This window comes from Leptothrix toolikensis (SeqCode) (genome assembly GCF_057922285.1).
This window is the reverse complement of the sequence record NZ_JBYSVC010000007.1, coordinates 1-19999: the sequence shown is the minus strand read 5'-3', so window position 1 is coordinate 19999 and position 19999 is coordinate 1. Positions and strand designations below refer to the sequence as shown.

The window sequence follows — 19999 nt, the reverse complement described above, 5'->3', positions numbered from 1 at the left end:
ATGAGTACAGACTCTTCCCCGCGCCCCTTGTCACGCCTACAGCAAGCCTTGTCTTCGGCTTGGCAGCGCATCAAGTCCGGCCTCACCCTGAGCCAAGGTCGCCCGGAAGGCCCGCCCGATCTGGATGATTTATGGCGGGACTTCAATCAAAAGCTCGGTGGGCTTTTTGGGGCCAAGCGCGAAAACAGCCCGCCCCCCGAAGGTTCGGGCGGCAACGGTGCGCCGCCGCCGATGGGTTTGAAAAATGCGGGTTGGGGTGGTGCCGCCTTGATCGGTGGGGTGGTGTTGGTGTGGTTCGCCAGCGGCTTTTTCATCGTCCAAGAAGGCCATCAAGCCGTGATCACCACCTTTGGCGCTTTTAGCCACACGGTGGATGCCGGGATTCAGTTTCGCTGGCCTTATCCCTTTCAAGCCCACGAGACCGTGGCTGTGACGCAAAACCGCTCCACCGAAGTGGGGCGCAGCGTCGTGGTGCAAGCCACGGGTTTGCGCGACTCGTCCATGATCACGCAGGACGAAAACCTCGTGGACATCCGTTTCACGGTGCAATGGCGTCTGAAGGATGCCAAGGACTACATGTTTGAAAACCGCAATGTCGAAGAAGCGGTGATGCAAGCTGCTGAGTCGGCTGTGCGCGAAATTGTTGGTCGCAGCAACATGGATTCGGTGCTCTACGAGCAGCGTGATGCCATCGCCACCGATTTGGTCAAGTCGGTTCAGGCGCAGCTGGATCGGCTCAAGGCGGGCATCTTGGTCAGCAATGTGAATGTGCAAAGCGTTCAGCCGCCTGAGCAAGTTCAGGCCGCTTTTGACGATGCGTTCAAAGCCGGTGCCGACCGGGAGCGCCTGAAGAACGAAGGCCAGGCTTATGCCAACGACGTGATTCCGAAGGCGCGCGGTATGGCAGCGCGCTTGCGCGAAGAGTCAGAGGGTTACAAAGCGCGGGTGATCGCTCAAGCTGAAGGGGATGCCCAGCGTTTCCGCAGTGTGTTGCCCGAGTACCAAAAGGCACCCGCCGTGATGCGTGATCGGCTCTACATCGATGCCATGTCGCAGATCTATTCGAACGTCACCAAGGTGATGGTGGATACCCGCAGCGGTGGCAATTTGCTCTATTTGCCGCTGGATAAGTTACTTCAGTCGGCGGCCACACCTGCCGCTGCGGCTTCAGCCGTTGATGCCAGCCCGGCGGTGCCTGCTGTGGCGGCTGCCGCTGCAACCGGCCTGACGACCGCCGATCCCCGCTCGCGTGAAGGCACGCGTGGTCGGGACCGCGAAGGCCGTTGAGGAGATTCACGCATGAACCGTTTAGCTTTCATTGTCGTTTCCCTTTTGCTGGGCTTGCTGTTGGCGATGTCCACGCTGTTTGTGGTCGATCAGCGCAACTTTGCGGTGGTTTATTCGCTGGGCGAGATCCGCGAAGTTATTACTGAGCCGGGCTTGAAGTTCAAGTTGCCGCCGCCCCTGCAAAACGTCGTCTTCATTGATCGGCGCACCTACACCCTCGACAGCCCCGAAACCCGTCCGATCTTCACGGCGGAAAAGCAGAGTTTGGTCATCGACTGGCTGGTGAAGTGGCGTGTCAAGGAAGCGCGTCAATTCATCCGCAACACCGGGTTGGATCTGCGTAACGCCGAGGCGCGCCTTTCGCCCATCGTCCAAGCGGCGCTGAACGAAGAGGTCACCAAGCGCAGCGTGCGTGCCGTGCTCTCGACGGATCGCGAAAAGATCATGCAAGGCGTGATGCAGCGCCTGAGTGACGACGCCAAGAACTTTGGCATCGAGATCGTCGATGTGCGTATCAAGCGGGTTGATTTCGCCGCCTCCATCACCGATTCGGTCTATCGCCGCATGGAGTCCGAGCGCAAGCGCGTCGCCAATGAGCTGCGCTCTGAAGGCTCGGCTGAAGGCGAAAAGATCCGGGCCGATGCAGATCGTCAACGTGAAGTGATCTTGGCCGAAGCCTATCGCGAGGCCCAAAAGGTCAAAGGCGAGGGCGATGCTAAGGCGGCCGTCTTGTACGCCGACTCCTTTGGCCGTGACCCGCAGTTTGCGCAGTTTCTACGCAGCTTGGATGCCTACAAGGCGAGTTTCCGCAGCAAGAGCGATGTGATCGTGATCGACCCGAGCACCGAGTTCTTCAAGGTCATGCGCAATGGCGGCGCAGCTGGTACAGCAGCGGCGGCCCGAAAATGAGCGTTGGGCATGCTTGACGCCCTGTGGTTGGCTGGGGCCTTGGTGCTTCTTCTCGAAGGTCTTTTGCCTCTTTTGAACCCCAGCCAATGGCGTCGTGTGTTTGAGCAAGCCGTGAAGCTCTCCGATGGGCAGCTTCGGTTCTTGGGCCTGTGCTCGGTCGTGGTCGGCTTGATTTTGGTGGCGCTGTGGCGGTGACGCCGCGCTGAGTGGCTGTGCCGGGCCGGTACAATCGCACGTTTTATCTACCCAGCTCCTATGTCTTCTGCCTGGCTGTTGCCCGAGCATCTCGCTGATGTCCTGCCCCACGAGGCCCGTCGTCTCGAAGAGCTGCGTAGGATCCTGCTCGATGCAGCCCGATCCTTCGGCCACGAGTTGGTCATGCCGCCTTTGGTCGAGCATCTCGACTCTCTTTTGAGTGGCAGTGGCGAATCGCTCGACCTGATGACCTTCAAGTTGGTCGATCAGTTGAGTGGCCGCACCCTTGGGGTGCGCGCCGACACCACGCCGCAAGTCGCGCGCATCGACGCCCATCTGCTCAACCGGGCGGGTGTGACGCGGCTTTGCTACTGCGGCCCGGTGCTGCACGCTTTGCCCGCCGGTGCCTACGCCACCCGTGAGCCCTTGCAGTTTGGTGCTGAAACCTACGGCCATGCCGGCTTAGAAGCCGACTTGGAAGTCCAAGATCTGGCCATCGACTGCTTGGGCCGTGCCGGTTTAGCGGGCTTGACCATGGATCTGGGCGACGCGCGCATTGTGACCGCTTTGCTCGACGCCGCTGGCGTGGTTGCGCGGGATCGTTCGGCTTGGGTGGCGGCCATGGTGGCCAAGGATCGGCCCGAGTTGCTGCGTTTGATCGCCACCACGCTGACCGAAGGGGTGGATGCTGCCTTGACGCAAGCCCTTTTGGCGCTGCCTGATCTGTATGGCGGCTTGGCCGTGCTGGATCAAGCTCGCCAGCAACTACCCGCGTTGCCGGCCATCGAAGCCGCTTTGCATGATCTGGCTTGGTTGGCCGGTCACCTTCAAGCGACGCATCCCGATCTGGTGATTGGCTTCGATCTGGCTGATCTTTCGGGCTACGCCTACTACACCGGCCCGCGTTTCGCCCTGTACGGCAACGGTAGCCGGGAGGCGCTGCTGCGCGGTGGGCGGTATGACGCCGTGGGCCAAATTTTTGGTCGCAGCCGGCCGGCCGTGGGCTTCAGCTTGGATCTCAAATCAGTGGTGACTCACATCAGTTTGGATGGGCGTCGGGCGGCGATCCGAGCCCCTTGGAACGAAGACGCGGCCTTGCGTGCAGCCATTCGGCGTTTGCGCGTTCAAGGCGAAACCGTGACATGCGTGCTCCCCGGGCACGAGCATGAAGCAGATGAGTTTGACTGCGACCGCGAGCTGGTCGAGGTCAATGGACAGTGGGTGGTCTGCACGCGCTGAGCGGTGTCAGATGACCTAAAAAACACTTCGAGCGGAATATTCCAGATGTCTCAGACAGATACACGCAGTGAGGCGGCGGTGGCCGCGCGCGGTCGCAATGTGGTCGTGGTCGGCACCCAATGGGGTGACGAAGGCAAGGGCAAAGTCGTCGATTGGCTGACCGATCACGCTGCTGGCGTGGTGCGTTTCCAAGGCGGCCACAACGCGGGTCACACCTTGGTCATCAACGGCAAGAAGACGGCCTTGCAGATCATCCCTTCCGGCATCATGCGTGCCGGCGTGGCGTGCTACATCGGCAACGGCGTGGTGGTTGATCCGACCCATCTCTTGCTTGAAATTGGGCGACTGGAAGCGGCTGGGCTGGAAGTTCGCTCGCGTTTGTTCATCAGCGAATCCTGCCCTTTGATCTTGCCGTTCCATGTCGAGGTGGATAAGGCGCGCGAAGCCCTGCGCGAGAACTCCGGTGCCGGCAAGATCGGCACCACCGGCAAGGGCATTGGCCCGGCCTACGAAGACAAAGTCGCACGGCGCGCACTGCGGGTGCAGGATCTGAAGCATCCAGATCGTTTTGCTACCAAGCTGCGCGATTTGCTGGCTTTGCACAATTTCGCGCTGTCCGGTTACCTCAAGGGCCAGCCGCTTGAGTTCCAGCCGATCTTCGATCTGGCCATGCAACAAGCCGAGCAGATCAAGCCGATGATGGCTGACGTGGGTGTGCGCATTGACGCCGCCAACCGCGCCGGGGGTTGCTTGCTGTTTGAAGGTGCGCAAGGCACGTTGCTCGATATTGACCACGGCACCTATCCGTTCGTGACGTCGAGCAACTGCGTGGCAGGCAACGCTGCTGCGGGCTCGGGCGTCGGTCCGGGCTTGCTGAACTACATCTTGGGCATCACCAAGGCCTACACGACCCGTGTGGGCTCCGGTCCGTTTCCGACCGAGCTGCCCATGAACGAGGCGGGCACTGTGGGGCATCACCTCTCCACGGTCGGCCAAGAGCGTGGCACCGTCACAGGCCGGGCGCGGCGTTGTGGCTGGCTGGATGCCGCAGCGCTGAAGCGCGCCATCTTGATCAACGGTATTTCCGGGCTGTGCCTGACCAAGCTGGATGTGCTGGATGGCTTGGCGGAAATCAAAATGGGCGTGGGCTACGAGCTGCACGGCGAGCGCGTGGATATCCTGCCGCTGGATGCCGACGAGATCATCCATTGCCAGCCGATCTACGAAACCTTCCCCGGTTGGACCGAAACCACTTTCGGTGTGACCGAGTGGGACAAGTTGCCTTTGAACGCGCGTCGCTATCTGGAGCGGGTGCAAGACTTCATCGGGGCACCCATCGACATGGTCTCGACCGGGCCGGATCGGGATCACACCATTTTGTTGCGTCACCCCTACAAGGGTTGAAGGGCGTGTCCATGCTGACCGATGACGGTAAACATCTCTACGTCTCTTGGGACGAATACCACCAGATGATTGAACGCTTGGCCCGCCAAGTGCATGAATCGGGCTGGGCCTTCGATCAAATTCTTTGCCTAGCCCGTGGCGGCCTGCGGCCTGGGGATGTGATCTCGCGCATTTTTGACAAACCTTTGGCGATCATGGCGACTAGCTCGTACCGCGCTGAGGCGGGCACGATCCAAGGGCGCTTGGACATGGCGACCTACATCACCATGCCCAAGGGCGAATTGGCGGGGCGGGTGCTGCTGGTCGATGACTTGGCCGATTCGGGTGTGACCTTGCAAGCGGTGGTGGACCGGCTGCGCAGCATGCCGTCGATCCGCGAGCTGCGATCGGCCGTTTTGTGGGTCAAGGGCATCTCGACCTACGAGCCGGACTACTTTGTCGAGAAGCTGCCGACAAATCCGTGGATTCATCAACCCTTTGAAGACTATGATCGACTGCGTCCTGCGGATTTGGCAGATCGCCGGTCGGTTTGAGTTCAGTCACGGGTCCGACGGGTCCATTGAACACCTCCCTTCGGGGAGGTTTGTTTGATCAGGACAAAAACAAAAAAACACGGTCAGCTTGCGCTGACCGTGTTCTGTGTCTGGTGCCCAGGAGAGGACTCGAACCTCCACGGAGTTACCCGCTAGTACCTGAAACTAGTGCGTCTACCAATTCCGCCACCTGGGCTTCGCTTTGAGACAATCGTTTTACGGGCGTCTCAAGCAGAGAAAGAAATTCTATACCGGGATCAAGCTGCAATGCAATACCCTAGCCAAAAATTTTCTTTGATGAGCGATATCGAAGGCACGGTGCAAGGGCATCGGGATGGTCATGGTTTCCTGATCACGGGGACCGATGAGCCGGATATCTACCTCTCGCCCCAAGAGATGCGGGCGGTTTTGCATCGTGATCGGGTACGGGTGCGGGTGATTCGCCAAGATCGCAAGGGCCGGCCCGAGGGGCGCATCCTTGAGATTGTCGAGCGGCGCAAGGTGCCGATCATTGGTCGTTTGTTGCACGAAGGTGGGCAGTGGATCGTGGCCCCAGAAGATCGGCGTTTTGGGCAAGACATTCTTATCCCGCGCCACAACGTGGCCGAGGCGCAGGTGGGGCAAGTGGTTGCGGTCGAGTTGACGGAGATGGCCTCAATGCATACCCAGCCGGTGGGTCGAATTTCTGAGGTGTTGGGCGATATTGATGATCCCGGCATGGAGATCGAGATCGCCGTGCGCAAATTTGAGGTGCCGCATCGCTTCTCACCGGAGACCTTGGTGCAAGCCGGTCAATTGCCACTGCGTTTGCGGGCCACTGATCGGCAGCAACGGGTCGATTTGACCGATGTGGCGCTGGTCACGATTGATGGCGAAGATGCCCGCGACTTTGATGATGCGGTTTATTGCGAGCCAAGCCGTGTGGATCGGGGCAAGGGCTGGCGTTTGCTGGTGGCCATCGCGGATGTGAGCCACTACGTCAAGCCGGGTCAGCCGCTTGACGATGACGCTTTCGAGCGTTCTACCTCGGTGTACTTTCCGCGCCGAGTCATTCCGATGTTGCCGGAGAAGCTCTCCAATGGGTTGTGTTCGCTCAACCCGGAAGAAGACCGGCTCAGCATGGTGTGCGACATGCTCGTCACCGCCGAGGGCGATGTCCACGCCTATCAGTTCTATCCGGCGGTGATTTGCTCCCAAGCGCGTCTTACATACACCACAGTGGCGGGCGTTTTGGCCAATACACGCGGCCCCTTGGCGCAGCAGCATGCTGAGTTGGTGCCGCATCTGGTGCATTTGCACGAGGTCTACCGCGCTTTGCTCAAGGCCCGCAGCGTGCGTGGCGCGGTTGATTTCGAGACCACCGAAACCCAGATCATCTGCGATGACAACGGACGGATCGAAAAGATCGTGCCCCGTGTTCGCACCGAGGCGCATCGTTTGATCGAGGAAGCCATGCTGGCTGCCAATGTCTGCGCAGCTGATTTCATCGAGCGCGCCAAGCATCCGGCGCTGTTTCGTGTTCACGAAGGACCGACCCCCGAGAAGCGCCAGACCTTGATCAACTACTTACGCAGCATGGGGGTGACCGCCGAGCTGAGTGACGAGCCCAAACCGGCCGAATTGCAGGCGATTGCACTGCAAACCCGTGATCGGCCTGACGCGGTGCAGATCCACACCATGCTGCTGCGCTCCATGCAGCAGGCGATCTATACGCCACACAACAGTGGCCATTTCGGCTTGGCCTACCCGGCCTACACCCATTTCACCAGTCCGATTCGGCGTTATCCCGACTTGCTGGTGCATCGGGTGATCAAGGCGCTGTTGCAAGCCAAACGCTACAAGTTAGAGATTCCTTTGCCGCAAGTCGGTGCCACTGCGACGGCAACCCCTGCTGAGGCTTGGGATGTGGCCGGCGCGCATTGCAGCGCCAACGAACGCCGGGCCGATGAGGCCTCACGCGATGTGGAGGCTTGGCTGAAATGCAAGTTCATGCGTGATCGCTTGGGCGAGGTTTATGCCGGTACGGTCAGTGCGGTCACGGGGTTTGGCCTGTTTGTGCAGCTCGATGCCTTGTTTGTTGAAGGTCTGATCCACATCACCGAGCTGGGCGGTGAGTATTTCCGCTTGGATGAAGCGCGCCAAGAGTTGCGTGGCGAGCGCACCGGGGTGCGTTACGGCATCGGCGCGCGTGTGCGGGTGCAGGTCAGCCGGGTCGATCTTGATGGTCGGCGGATTGACTTCAGATTGATGACCGAGGCCAGCCTAAGTGGGGCTGCGGCTGGGGCGGTTGGTGGGGGTGGCGGGGGCTCGTCGGGAGGGGCTGAGGCGGCTTTGGTGGCCATCAAGGAGGCTGATCGTGCGGTGCGTCAAGCGGCTCGGGCCAAGAAGAAACAACCCAAGGAGCGCCGCGCCAGTGCAGGCACTAAGGTGCGCGATGGGGCGCGTTCAAGTCGAAAGGCGGCAAAATAAGCTGGCGGGCCAGGGTCTCGGCGCGCAGCACTTCACCTCGGGGGCTGAGTCGCTCAGCACTCAGTCCATGCCAATGCACCGCCGTATGCGCCGCTTGTCGGGCCGAGTCGATGTGCGCCGCTTGGGGTTCAAGATGCGCCAACTGGCTCCAGAGCCCGCCCATGAATCCGGCCAAAACGTCCCCGCTGCCGGGGGTGGCCAGCGAGACGTTGCCGACCGGATGCAGCATGGCCAAATGGCCGGGAGTGGTGACGATGCTGCCCGAGCCTTTGAGGACCACCACGCAGTTCAGGGCATGGGCCAGCCGGGTGGCTGCATCAATGCGATTGGCTTGGACGTCATGGGTTTCCCAGCCTCCCAGCAAACGCGCCGCCTCCAGCGGATGCGGCGTCAGGATGGTGGCCATATCGTGCTGATGACGCTCTTTGAGGGCATGACGCAGGGCGTCATCACGGGCCACGGCGTTTAAGGCGTCAGCATCCAAGATCAAGCGCGGTGCAGTTTCGAGCAAGATCGGCAGGATGTGGTGAATGTCTTGTCCCCCGCCGCAGCCGGCCACCACGGTGGCATGGTGGAGCAGGCGCGGGTTCTTGAGCAGATGGTCGAGGGGCGTGGTCATCAACTCGGGGACGGCCATCTCGGTCAAGGTGGTGATCCGTACCCGGCCTGCGCCTCCTTGCAGGGCCGCGAGTCCCGCCAAGCGGGCCGCGCCTGACATGCCCTCAGCGCCACCCACCACCCAGACATCGCCAAAACTGCCTTTGTGTTGGGCATGGCGACGGGCTGGCCAACGCTCGCGCAACATGGCGGTGCTGGCCAACCAAGCGGTTGGGGCAATTTGCTGGACATCCATGCCGAGGGTATCCCACCAAATCTCGCCACACAGGTCACGGCCATGGGCGGTGAACAGCCCCGGCGCGAGCCCCAGCAGCGCCAGGGTCCAGCGCGCTTGCACGCCCAAGCCGGATTCGGTCAACGTGCCTGAATCGGCTTTGAGTCCGGAGGGGATATCCACGGCCAGCACAGGTGCTGGGGCGGCGTTTAACGCAGCGATACCTTGGGCCAGTGCGCCATCGGGAGAGCGATTCAAACCGCGTCCCAGCAATGCGTCGATGCTTAGATCGGTCCGACAAAAACCATCGGGCGGTAAGTAATGGCTGTGAATGGCGAGCCCGGCTGCATGGGCTCGGTGCAGGGCCGTGCGCGCATCGGGCGGCAGACGGTCTTCCGCACCCATCCAACTGATGTGTACGCGTAGGTTGCTTTGTTCTTGCAGTTGCCGAGCGGCTTCGAATCCATCGCCGCCATTGTTGCCCGGCCCGGCCAGCACCCAGATCTGCCTTGCGTGGGGGGCCACGGCTCGGGCGAGTCGAGCCACCGCCGAGCCTGCGCGTTGCATCAGTGCATTTTCTGGCCATGAAGCGCTGCCCAAGGATTCGAGCGCGCGGTTGCCGGCCGTGTCATACAAAGGCCAGTGGCCCAAGCGTGCCGAGTCAGGCCCCAAAACCCGGCAAGGTTGAGGCGTTGCTTTCATGGCGTTGCCACCGGGAACGTGGGGCTCCAAGAGGCGGGTGTCATGACAGGTGTCCGGTGGCGAGCGGCCCGCCGAGCCAGCGCCAAGAGTGCCTTGTCGCGTGTGATCAAGGTGGCTTGACGCGCCAAGGCCAAATCGATGAAGCCTTGGTCATCGGGATCCGTGCAGCGCAAGCGAGGTATCGGGGGTGTCTCGGAGGGGTTGGTGTCGTGGTGGTCGGTCAGTACGTGAACCCAGTGATCCCAGCAAGCCATCAAAGAGGCCTTGGTGCGTACGGAGTTTTGATGTTTTTCCAAGGCGGGATAGCTCAAGACGTGGATAAATTCGTCGCGCATCGCGGCCGTGGCACACCAGCGCCAGCGTCCAGCGCTGAGCTCGGTTTGGATGAGGTGCATCTCGGGATCGTCGAAAAGCAGCCAAGCCAAGGCGACATTGGTGTCGAGAATGAGTTCCATGGTCAGGCCAGCCATGGGCGTACGCTGAAAGGGTTGGGATTGAGGCTCGGTTCGCGTCCGGCGATCTGGTCCGCCAGCAAGCGCGCACTGCCGCAGGCCAAGGACCAGCCGTGGGCACCATGGCCGACGTTGAGCCAAACGCCGCTCGATGGGGCCGGGCCGACAATCGGTGGGCCGTGCGGCAGCATTGGGCGGGCACCCTTCCAAACTTGGGGTTGTGACATGTCTGCGGCAAAGGGATACCAGCGATGCAGGGCCTTGTAGAGCGGCAAGAGTGCGCCGCTTTGCTGCAAGGGTTGCTGGTCTTGGGAAATCTCAAACCCGCCCGTGACCCGGACCCGATCACCCATGCGGGTGATGGCAATGCCGGTGCGGGCATCGACGATGGCTGAGCGGGGTGCCTGACCATCGGCGCGTAGGCGAAAGGTGATCGAGTAGCCGTAGACCGGCAGCAAAGGCAACATTAGGCCTACGCTGCGCAGCACGGGCATGGCACTCGCCCCCCCGCAAATCACGACGGCGTCATAAGACTCTGAGCGTGATTCGGCGGGGCGATCCGGTGCCCCGGGGGATCGCAGGGCGCGTTGCTCGAAGTGCAGCTGTGGGCGGCCTTGGCTGCACTCTAGCGCCCGTGCTTCGGTTCCGAAGCGAAACAGTACCCCGTATTTTTCGGTGGCAATATCGCGCAGGATTTGTGCAAATTGGCGGCAGTTACCCACGCCATCGTCGGCCAGCAGCAGCCCACCCGCGAGTCGAGCGCGCTCACCCAAGCCGGGTTCGATATCGCGACAGCGCTCCGGGGTGAGCTCGTGCGCTTCGATCCCCAGCTCCATCAGCATGGTCATGTGCCTGCGGGTGGCGGCAAATTCGCGTCCGCTGCGTAGCAGCAGCAACACGCCATCGCTGCGCTCGTAGTCCAGCCGATAGCGTTCGGTGATGCCTGCCAAGCGCTCTCGGCTCAATCGGGCCAACTCAACCATGGCGCGCACATCTTCGCCATGGGGGGTTTCGCACGCCTTCCACCAGCGTAAGAGCCAGTTCCACTGGCTGCGATTCAAGTTAGGGCGCCAGCGCAAGGCCGATTCATGGGTCAGGAATCCCCGCAGCAGCCAACGGCGCAGCCCCGGTGCCGCCGAGGGTGAGACACAACCCGGTGAAACCAGTCCAGCGTTGGCAAAACTGGCTTCGGCAGCGACCACATCGTTGCGATCAAAGACGGTCACCCGGTGACCATCGATGGCCAGTTCGTAAGCGGTGGTGATGCCGGTGATGCCGGCACCAATGATGGCGATATGCATCCTGAACCCATGTACAATCTGCGGGTTTATCCGAGCCCTGCTCGAAAAGTCGTGTCAACCCGCGCAAAGTGGCGAAACATCACCGAATGTATCTTGTTGCAAGTCAGGTACATGAGAGCAGGAAACAGATAAATAAGCCCGAACCCGGTTACCTAAAGGTGTCGCTCGACGCGATTCGTGCCGGATTCTAGACCCAACCTTTGGAGCAAATATGCCCTACTCGATGCGTGAAATGCTGGAAGCCGGCGTCCATTTTGGACACCAAACCCGCTTCTGGAACCCCAAGATGGCCCCGTATATCTTCGGCCATCGCAACAAGATTCACATCATCAACCTCGAAAAGACCGTACCCCTTTTCGAGGAAGCCACCAAATTTGCTCGCCAACTCGTGGCGCGTCGCGGCACGATCTTGTTCGTGGGCACCAAGCGTCAAGCCCGTGAAGTGGTGGCTGAAGAAGCGACCCGCGCCGGGATGCCTTATGTTGACCAGCGTTGGCTGGGCGGCATGTTGACCAATTTCAAGACGGTCAAGGGCTCGATCAAAAAGCTCAAGGACATGCAAGTCCAAGCTGAAGCCGGTTTGGAACAAATGAGCAAAAAAGAAGCTCTGCTGTTTCAACGTGAACTGATCAAGCTTGAAAAAGACATCGGCGGCATCCAAGACATGGCCGTTTTGCCTGAAGCTTTGTTTGTGATCGACGTGGGTTTCCACAAGATCGCCATCGCTGAAGCGCAGAAGCTGGGCATCCCCATCATCGGCGTGGTCGATACCAACCACAATCCGGAAGGCATCAACTACGTGATCCCGGGTAACGATGACTCGGCCAAGGCTGTGGCGCTGTATGCACGCGCACTTGCTGACGCTGTGCTCGAAGGCCGTGCCAATGCCGTGGCTGACGTGGTGGAAGCGGTTTCTTCGTCCTCGTCAGACGAATTCGTGGAAGTCAACGAAGCGGCGTAAGTCGTAACGCAAGTCGCTATCAAGCGCAGGACTTCCGGGGCTGAAAAGCCCCTTTTTTTCAAGATTTCCCAAGTTCACTAGGAGAAAAAACATGGCTGCGATCACCGCAAGCATGGTGGCTGAACTGCGCGCCAAGACCGACGCGCCGATGATGGAGTGCAAGAAGGCACTGACCGAAGCCGAAGGCGATATGGTCCGTGCTGAAGAAATTCTGCGTGTCAAGTTGGGCAACAAGGCCAGCAAGGCCGCATCGCGTGTGACAGCTGAAGGCGTGATCGCCGCTGCTGTCTCGGGTTCGACCGGCGCTTTGGTTGAAGTCAACTGCGAAACCGACTTCGTGTCGAAGAACGATCACTTCTTGGCTTTTGTCCAAGCTTGTGCCCAGTTGGCTGCGCAACACAACCCCGCTGACGTGGCTGCCTTGTCGGCACTGCCCTTGGCTCTGGCTGATTTCGGCCCGACCGTGGAAGACGTGCGCAAGGGTTTGATCGGCAAGATCGGCGAAAACATGACGATCCGCCGCTTCAAGCGCTACGCGGACGGCGGCTCGCTGGCCTATTACCTGCACGGCGTGCGTATTGGCGTGTTGGTGGAATACACCGGCGACGCGGTCGCTGCCAAGGACGCTGCGATGCACATCGCTGCCATGAAGCCGGTTGCGCTGTCGTCGGCCGATGTGCCCGCCGACCTGATCGAGAAGGAACGCCGCGTGGCCGCCGAGAAGGCTGCCGAATCGGGCAAACCGGCTGAGATCGTCACCAAGATGGTCGAAGGCTCGGTGCAGAAGTACCTGAAGGAAGTCTCCTTGCTGGACCAAGTCTTCGTGAAGGCTGCTGACGGCAAGCAAACGGTGGCTCAGTACCTCAAGAGCGTGGGCACCACGGCCAAATCGTTCACGATGTTCATCGTCGGCGAAGGCATTGAGAAGAAGCAAGACGACTTTGCTGCTGAAGTGGCTGCGCAAGTGGCTGCTGCCAAGGGTCAGTGATCGGCGTTTAACCCCTTAAACTTGCTGCCCGTCTTCTCTTCTAGGATCTTTCCCATGTCGGCCTATAAACGCATCCTTTTGAAGCTCTCCGGTGAAGCCCTCATGGGGGATGATGCTTACGGCATCAATCGCGCCACCATCGTGCGCATCGTGCGTGAGATTCAAGAGGTCACCCGCATGGGCTGCGAGGTCGCGGTGGTGATTGGCGGCGGCAATATTTTTCGGGGTGTGGCTGGTGGTGCGGTCGGTATGGACCGCGCCACCGCCGATTACATGGGCATGTTGGCCACGGTGATGAACGCGCTGGCCTTGGCTGACACCATGCGCCAAGAAGGCTTGGTGGCCCGTGTGATGTCCGCCATCGCGATTGAGCAAGTGGTGGAGTCCTATGTGCGCCCCAAGGCGCTTCAGTACCTCGAAGAAGGCAAGGTTGTGGTGTTCGCAGCCGGAACCGGCAATCCGTTCTTCACCACCGACACGGCTGCGGCTTTGCGGGGTGCAGAAATCGGTGCCCAGATCGTTTTGAAGGCCACCAAAGTGGATGGTGTCTACACCGCCGATCCGAAACTGGATCCGCTGGCGACCCGTTACCCTTCGCTGACCTTCGATGAAGCGATTCAGCGCAATTTGCGGGTGCTCGACGCAGCAGCCTTTGCAGTGTGTCGGGATCAGAATTTGCCGATCCGAGTGTTTTCAATCTTCAAGCCCGGGGCGCTGCGACGCGTGGTCGAGGGTGAAGATGAAGGCACTTTGGTGCATGTTTGAGTTGTTTTGAGTCCTTGCTGGAGTCTTTCATGAGCATTGCAGACATCAAGAAAAATGCTGAGACCAAGATGGCGAAATCCATCGAATCGTTCAAGCACGACTTGCAAAAAATCCGTACCGGCCGAGCCCACCCGGGCATCTTGGATCAGGTGCAGGTCGATTACTACGGCTCGATGCTGCCGATCAGCCAAGTGGCCAATGTGTCGCTCGTGGACGCGCGCACCATCAGCGTGCAGCCGTGGGAAAAGACCATGGCCAAGCCGATCGAAAAGGCCATTCGCGAGTCCGATCTCGGTTTGAATCCGTCTGCCATGGGGGATTTGATCCGCGTGCCGATGCCGGCCCTGACCGAAGAGCGCCGCAAGGATCTGACCAAAGTGGTGCGTCACGCGGGTGAAGATGCCAAGGTGGCGGTGCGCAATGTGCGTCGCGACGCCAACGAGCACGCCAAGAAGCTCCTCAAGGACAAGCTCATCACCGAAGACGACGAACGTCGTTCCACCGATGAAGTCCAAAAGCTCACGGATCGCACCATCGTCGATCTGGACAAGCTGATCCACGCCAAAGAAGCCGAAATTCTGGCGGTTTGACGCTGGTTCGTCGTCGCTCTTGAACCGTGGCGCTGGTCTCGTCGCCCCCTGTTCCGCGTCACGTGGCCATCGTGATGGATGGCAACGGCCGCTGGGCCAAGCGGCGGTTTATGCCTCGGGTGGTGGGGCACAAATTTGGTGTGGATGCTTTGGTGAGCGTCATCGACGCTTGCGCCGAGCGTGGCATTGAGTTTCTGACCGTTTTTGCGTTCTCGTCCGAGAACTGGAAGCGGCCCCAAGACGAAGTCTCTGGCCTCATGAGCCTGATCGTCGTGGCGGTATCGAAGTACCTGCTCAAGATGGTCAACGACGGCGTGCGCATCCGCATCATTGGGGACCGCAGGGGCGTGCCTGAGCGCATCTTGGCGGCTTGGGATGACGCCGAGGCCCGCACCGCACACAACACCCGCATCACAGTCTCGGTGGCCTTCAACTACGGCGGGCGCTGGGATGTCCTCCAAGCCTGCCGCCAAGCCATGGCCGCCGGGCTTGAGCCCCAAGATCTGGACGAATCCACGCTATCGCAGTTCATGTCGCAGGCCTATGCGCCCGATCCGGACCTCTTTATCCGCACGGGCGGCGAGGTGCGTGTTTCTAATTTCTTGCTCTGGCAGATTGCTTACGCCGAGCTGGTTTTCTCCGACTGTCTCTGGCCCGATTTCGATGCCAAGGCTCTTGACGAGGCGCTGGCTGCTTACGCGCGCCGTGATCGACGTTTTGGTCAAGTCAGAGCACCGTGATCGGGGCTCTGACTTGCTTGAGCGTTCCCTCCTGTTCTCTTCACCAGCGTTTTGACGCTTTCCAGCATGCTCAAACAGCGCATCCTCACTGCCATCGTCTTGCTTGCACTGCTGATTCCGGCCCTTTGGGTGGATGCGCCATGGCCTTTCGCGTTGCTGAGCTTGCTCATGATCGGCGCAGCGGGTTGGGAGTGGGCCCGGCTCAATGCCTTGCCGGGTTTGGGCGCACACCTGATGGGTGGTGCGGTGATGGCCCTGTGTGTGGCCGCCCTGCAAGCGGTGTTTCTTCAAGGCTCCCCGGCTGAGAACTTGTTGCGTCTGTGGTGGGTCGGCACCTTGTTGTGGGTGATCGGTGGCTCGGCAGCGCTCTATGGCGGCGTGGGGGCTTGGCCTTTGGTGCCGCGTGTGCTGCGCTGGCTGCTCGGCATGGTGTTGCTGGTCTTGGCGTGGCTGGCGATCATGGCGGCGCGTGCCAAGGGACTTAACTTTCTTTTTTCGATTTTTTGCCTCGTTTGGATGGCCGACAGCGCAGCCTATTTTGGCGGGCGTGCTTGGGGTCGGCGCAAGTTGGCCCCGACGATCAGTCCGGGCAAAAGCTGGGCGGGGGCTTATACCGGCGCCGTGGCGGTGTTGGTCATGGCCGGCGTCTGGCAGGCTGTGGAAGGGCAACTTGGTGCTGCGCATCCGAGCCTCTTTGGCCTCCTGATGCAGCGGTATGGCTGGCTGGGACTGGTGGCGTGCAGTGTGTTTTTGACGGTGTTCAGCGTGGTGGGCGATTTGTTTGAATCGCTGATCAAACGCAGTGCCGGGGCCAAAGACAGCAGCCAGTTGTTGCCGGGTCACGGTGGGGTGCTCGACCGGGTTGACGCTTTGCTGCCGGTCTTTCCGATCGCCATGTGGGTGGTAAGCGTATGAAGTCTGCTCTTTGCATCCTCGGCTCGACCGGCTCCATTGGCACCAGCACGCTCGACGTGGTGGCGCGCCATCCCGAGCGGTTCGAGGTGTTTGCGCTCACGGGCCATCGCCGCATCGAGGAGCTGCTGCAACAGTGCTTGCGCTGGCAGCCACGTTTTGCCGTCCTGCCCACGCCTGAGGCCGCCCAAGAGTTGCGCCGTAGTTTGGCGGTGCATCAGATCCCGACCGAAGTGCTGGTGGGGGCGGATGCGCTGGATTGGGTGGCATCGCACCCCGAGGTGGACGCCGTGATGGCGGCCATCGTTGGCGCAGCGGGCCTGCGGCCCTGTTTGGCGGCGGCCCGGGCCGGCAAACGGCTCTTGCTGGCCAACAAGGAGGCCTTGGTGGTGGGGGGCGAGCTGTTCATGCGCACGGTCGAGGAGGGCGGGGCCACGTTGCTGCCGATCGACAGTGAGCATTCTGCGATCTTTCAGTGTCTGCCGACCGACCGCGCCCTGTGGCCCGGACTGATCGACCACATCATCCTGACCGCCTCGGGCGGGCCGTTTCGCCAGCGCGATCCGGCCACTTTGAGCTCTGTCACGCCTGATCAAGCGTGTTCACACCCGAACTGGGTCATGGGCCGCAAAATTTCGGTCGATTCGGCCACCATGATGAACAAGGCGCTCGAAGTCATTGAAGCGCGTTGGCTTTTCAACCTCACACCCTCACAGGTGCGGGTGGTGATTCATCCGCAAAGCATCATCCACTCGATGGTCGTGTGCCGCGATGCCTCGGTGTTGGCCCAGCTGGGCACGCCCGACATGAAGGTGCCCATTGCCTATGGGTTGTCGTGGCCCGAGCGCATCGTCTCTGGCGCACCGTCGCTCGATTTCTTGGCGTTATCGGCGCTCACCTTTGAAGCGGCCGATGCCGTGCGCTTTCCGGGCTTGTCGCTGGCTTGGCAGGCACTGGCGGGGCCAGCGGGCAGCACGGCGGTGCTCAATGCGGCCAACGAAGTGGCTGTGGCGGCCTTTTTGGAGGGGCGTTTACGCTTCGATCAGATTCATGCCGTCAACGCAGGTACGCTTGAAAGCTTGTCCGTGCCTGCTGCTTCGACCGAGACGGTCGAGGGTTTGTTGGCCTTGGATGAGCAAGCGCGCCGCCATGCCGATCAGCAGATCGCTGCGCTGCGTTCCTGACCCAGGGCTCTCGTGGCCCGCGATTTGAGTGCCTGCCATGACCGCTTTATTGGCTTTTATCGTCACCCTCAGCATTCTGGTGTTGGTCCATGAATGGGGCCACTACCGTGTGGCCAAGGCTTGTGGGGTCAAGGTGCTGCGTTTTTCACTCGGTTTTGGCCGGGTGATTTGGTCGCGCCAGCATGGCGAAACCGAGTGGGTGCTGTCGGCCTTGCCCTTGGGGGGCTATGTGCGCATGCTCGACGAGCGTGAAGGGGCGGTCGCACCCCATGAGCTGGATCGCGCCTTCAATCGCAAAAGTTTAAGGCAGCGTTGCGCCATCGTGGCCGCTGGGCCGCTGGCTAATTTGGTTTTGGCTGTGGCTCTTTATGCCTTGGCTGGGTGGATCGGCACCGACGAGCCCGTGGCCCAAGTGGGCTCACCCGTTGTCGGCAGCTTGGCCGAGCGGGCCGGCTTGCGGGCGGGGGATCGCCTCTTGGCGGTCTCGACCGATCAGGAGCATTGGGAGGCCGTCGAGTCCATGACCCAAGCGCGCTGGCAGATGATGCAAGCCGTGATGGATGGTCAGGATCTCTGGCTGCGGATCGCCGATCAACGCAGCCTGCGTCTGGCGTTGTCGGGGCTGACGTTGCAAGAGGCGGATGCCAACATCATGCGGCAGATCGGCATCGGGGCACCGTACAGCGAGGCCTTGATCGGTCGGGTCACGCCTGAAGGTCCGGCTGACCGGGCCGGCTTGCGCCAAGGCGACCATGTTCTTGCGGTGCAGGGCCAGCCGGTGGCGGATGCCGCCGCCTTGCGCGCCCTGATTCGCGCCGCCGCCGCCCATGGCGAGCCACAGCCGCAGTCGTGGCAGGTGCAGCGGACCTCGCAAATGCTCACCCTCAACATCACCCCGAAAGGGGTGGAGGAGCATGAACAACGCATCGGGCGCATTGAGGCGGTGGTGGGTGCGCCGCCGGAGCTGGTGCGGGTGCGTTATGGCTTTGTCGGCGGCTTGACACAAGGCGTGCAGCACACTTGGGACAACGCCGTCATGTCGCTGCGCATGCTCGGGCGCATGCTGATCGGGCAGGCCTCAGTGCGCAACCTGAGTGGTCCGCTGACCATCGCCGATTACGCCGGCCAATCGGCTCAGCTCGGTTTCGCCTACTATCTCAACTTTTTGGCCATTGTCAGCATCAGTCTTGGGGTGCTTAACCTGCTGCCCTTGCCCATGCTGGACGGTGGTCATTTGGTGTACTACGCCGTCGAAGCCGTCATGGGACGGCCGATTCCGCCCGATTGGATGGAGCGCTTGCAGCGCGGCGGCTTGGTACTGATCTTGGCGATGATGTCGATCGCGCTCTACAACGATGTGGCCCGGTTGATGGGCTGATGATGATTGCATGCGTCTTTTCAACTTTTTGAGCCGGCTTCATCCTGTCGCCCTTGCCTTGGTCCTGAGCTGTGCGGTGCCTCAGGCAGCGCAGGCGGTGGTGCCTTTCCAGATCACGGATATCCGTATCGAGGGCTTGGCCCGCACGGATGCTGGATCGGTGTTTTCTGCGTTGCCCTTTCGCACCGGCGATACCTATTCCGATGAAAAGGCGGGGGTCGCGTTGCGCGCGCTGTTTGCCACGGGACATTTCAAGGATGTCCGTATCGACGTCGAAGGTCCGGTGGTGGTGGTGGTGGTGCAAGAGCGGCCGATCATTGCCCACGTTGATTTTGTGGGTGCCAAAGAGTTCGACCGTGACACCTTGATCCGTGTTCTCAAGGACATCGGGGTGGGCGATGGCTTGCCGTTTGACAAAGCCCAAGCGGATCGGGCCGAGCAAGAAATCAAGCGCCAATACCTGACGAAAAGCCTTTATGGCGCAGAGGTGGTGACCACCATCACGCCCATCGAGAAGAATCAAGTCAACGTGTCTTTCTCGGTCACGGAAGGCGGGGTGGCACGCATCCGTGATATCCACATCACGGGCAACCAAGTGTTCCAAGAAAGCGAGTTGACCGATCAACTTGAGCTAACCCCCCGGGGCTGGATGACTTGGTACACCAAAGCAGATCGCTACTCGCAAACCAAGCTCAATGCGGACCGCGAGACACTGCGTTCGTTTTATCTGAACCGAGGCTACCTTGAGTTCGACATCGCATCGAGCCAAGTGGCGATTTCGCCCGACAAGCAAGACATTGGCATCACGATCAACGTCAAGGAAGGCCAGCACTACACGGTCACCGCCGTCAAACTGACGGGCGATTATCTGGGGCAAGACGCTGAGTTCGGTGCGCTGGTCACCATCCAGCCGGGTCGGTCTTACCGTGCCGAAGACATTGCCACTACCACCCGCGCTTTCAACGAGCGTTTTGGTCTTTTTGGCTATGCCTTTGCACGCATTGAGGCCTTGCCAGAGGTGGATCGCAAGACAGGTCAGGTGTCGATCACGCTTCACGCTGATCCGGGCCGTCGGGCTTATGTGCGGCGCATCCATATCTCTGGCAACACCCGTACCCGTGATGAAGTGATTCGGCGCGAGGTGCGCCAATTCGAATC

Annotated in this window: 19 protein-coding genes and 1 tRNA gene; 16 read left to right on the top strand and 4 right to left on the bottom strand. The window is 60.7% G+C overall.

Annotation, left to right across the window (positions count from 1 at the left end; all coding sequences use genetic code 11):
• The 6 genes from hflK to AC3VI7_RS02225 are packed head-to-tail and all read left to right on the top strand — an operon-like array spanning position 1 to position 5567.
• Positions 1-1287 (top strand): FtsH protease activity modulator HflK, encoded by a 1287-nt coding sequence (hflK, locus tag AC3VI7_RS02250; protein WP_489668269.1) that lies wholly within the window; start codon positions 1-3, stop codon positions 1285-1287.
• A 12-nt stretch (positions 1288-1299) separates the two neighbouring features.
• Positions 1300-2196, top strand: coding sequence for a protease modulator HflC (hflC, locus tag AC3VI7_RS02245; protein ID WP_489668270.1), 897 nt, complete (start codon positions 1300-1302; stop codon positions 2194-2196).
• 9 nt (positions 2197-2205) lie between these two features.
• Positions 2206-2391 (top strand): DUF2065 domain-containing protein, encoded by a 186-nt coding sequence (locus tag AC3VI7_RS02240; protein ID WP_489668271.1) that lies wholly within the window; start codon positions 2206-2208, stop codon positions 2389-2391.
• Positions 2392-2451: 60 nt separating this feature from the next.
• Positions 2452-3630 carry an ATP phosphoribosyltransferase regulatory subunit gene (locus AC3VI7_RS02235; protein WP_489668272.1) on the top strand — a complete coding sequence of 393 codons (1179 nt, stop codon included), beginning with the start codon at positions 2452-2454 and terminating at the stop codon, positions 3628-3630.
• Positions 3631-3675: 45 nt separating this feature from the next.
• Positions 3676-5034, top strand: coding sequence for an adenylosuccinate synthase (locus AC3VI7_RS02230; protein ID WP_489668273.1), 1359 nt, complete (start codon positions 3676-3678; stop codon positions 5032-5034).
• An 11-nt stretch (positions 5035-5045) separates the two neighbouring features.
• Complete coding sequence (locus AC3VI7_RS02225; RefSeq protein WP_489668311.1) at positions 5046-5567, top strand: phosphoribosyltransferase; 522 nt, start codon at positions 5046-5048, stop codon at positions 5565-5567.
• 111 nt (positions 5568-5678) lie between these two features.
• Here the strand turns inward: AC3VI7_RS02225 and AC3VI7_RS02220 are convergent.
• A tRNA-Leu gene (locus AC3VI7_RS02220) sits at positions 5679-5763 on the bottom strand.
• 101 nt (positions 5764-5864) lie between these two features.
• Here AC3VI7_RS02220 and rnr point away from each other — a divergent pair.
• A complete protein-coding gene (gene rnr, locus AC3VI7_RS02215; RefSeq protein ID WP_489668274.1) occupies positions 5865-8036 on the top strand; it encodes a ribonuclease R in 2172 nt (723 codons plus the stop codon).
• Here the strand turns inward: rnr and AC3VI7_RS02210 are convergent.
• The 3 genes from AC3VI7_RS02210 to AC3VI7_RS02200 are packed head-to-tail and all read right to left on the bottom strand — an operon-like array spanning position 7990 to position 11323.
• Positions 7990-9570, bottom strand: a complete 1581-nt coding sequence (locus AC3VI7_RS02210; protein WP_489668275.1) for an NAD(P)H-hydrate dehydratase — start codon at positions 9568-9570, stop codon at positions 7990-7992. The two genes, rnr and AC3VI7_RS02210, sit on opposite strands and share 47 nt — an antisense overlap.
• Positions 9567-10040, bottom strand: a complete 474-nt coding sequence (locus AC3VI7_RS02205) for a PIN domain-containing protein (RefSeq protein ID WP_489668276.1) — start codon at positions 10038-10040, stop codon at positions 9567-9569. The genes AC3VI7_RS02210 and AC3VI7_RS02205 overlap by 4 nt, the downstream gene beginning before the upstream one ends.
• Positions 10028-11323 (bottom strand): FAD-dependent oxidoreductase, encoded by a 1296-nt coding sequence (locus AC3VI7_RS02200; RefSeq protein ID WP_489668277.1) that lies wholly within the window; start codon positions 11321-11323, stop codon positions 10028-10030. The genes AC3VI7_RS02205 and AC3VI7_RS02200 overlap by 13 nt, the downstream gene beginning before the upstream one ends.
• A 211-nt stretch (positions 11324-11534) precedes the next feature.
• Between AC3VI7_RS02200 and rpsB the strand changes: the two genes are divergently transcribed.
• The 9 genes from rpsB to bamA all read left to right on the top strand — a co-directional run.
• The gene (gene rpsB / locus AC3VI7_RS02195; RefSeq protein ID WP_489668278.1) at positions 11535-12284 is read left to right on the top strand and encodes a 30S ribosomal protein S2; all 750 of its coding nucleotides are present in this window, start codon (positions 11535-11537) and stop codon (positions 12282-12284) included.
• A 91-nt stretch (positions 12285-12375) separates the two neighbouring features.
• Entirely contained in the window at positions 12376-13272 is an 897-nt protein-coding gene (tsf, locus tag AC3VI7_RS02190) for a translation elongation factor Ts (RefSeq protein WP_489668279.1), read from the top strand.
• Between the two features lie 54 nt (positions 13273-13326).
• Complete coding sequence (gene pyrH, locus AC3VI7_RS02185; protein ID WP_489668280.1) at positions 13327-14037, top strand: UMP kinase; 711 nt, start codon at positions 13327-13329, stop codon at positions 14035-14037.
• Between the two features lie 29 nt (positions 14038-14066).
• Positions 14067-14627, top strand: a complete 561-nt coding sequence (frr, locus tag AC3VI7_RS02180) for a ribosome recycling factor (protein ID WP_489668281.1) — start codon at positions 14067-14069, stop codon at positions 14625-14627.
• A gap of 26 nt (positions 14628-14653) precedes the next feature.
• A complete protein-coding gene (gene uppS, locus AC3VI7_RS02175; protein ID WP_489668282.1) occupies positions 14654-15367 on the top strand; it encodes a polyprenyl diphosphate synthase in 714 nt (237 codons plus the stop codon).
• A gap of 66 nt (positions 15368-15433) precedes the next feature.
• Complete coding sequence (locus AC3VI7_RS02170) at positions 15434-16282, top strand: phosphatidate cytidylyltransferase (RefSeq protein WP_489668283.1); 849 nt, start codon at positions 15434-15436, stop codon at positions 16280-16282.
• Positions 16279-17463, top strand: a complete 1185-nt coding sequence (gene ispC, locus AC3VI7_RS02165) for a 1-deoxy-D-xylulose-5-phosphate reductoisomerase (RefSeq protein WP_489668284.1) — start codon at positions 16279-16281, stop codon at positions 17461-17463. The genes AC3VI7_RS02170 and ispC overlap by 4 nt, the downstream gene beginning before the upstream one ends.
• A gap of 37 nt (positions 17464-17500) precedes the next feature.
• The gene (gene rseP / locus AC3VI7_RS02160) at positions 17501-18841 is read left to right on the top strand and encodes an RIP metalloprotease RseP (protein WP_489668285.1); all 1341 of its coding nucleotides are present in this window, start codon (positions 17501-17503) and stop codon (positions 18839-18841) included.
• 10 nt (positions 18842-18851) lie between these two features.
• Positions 18852-19999 (top strand): outer membrane protein assembly factor BamA (gene bamA / locus AC3VI7_RS02155; RefSeq protein WP_489671378.1); only part of this gene is annotated, 1148 nt, incomplete at its 3' end.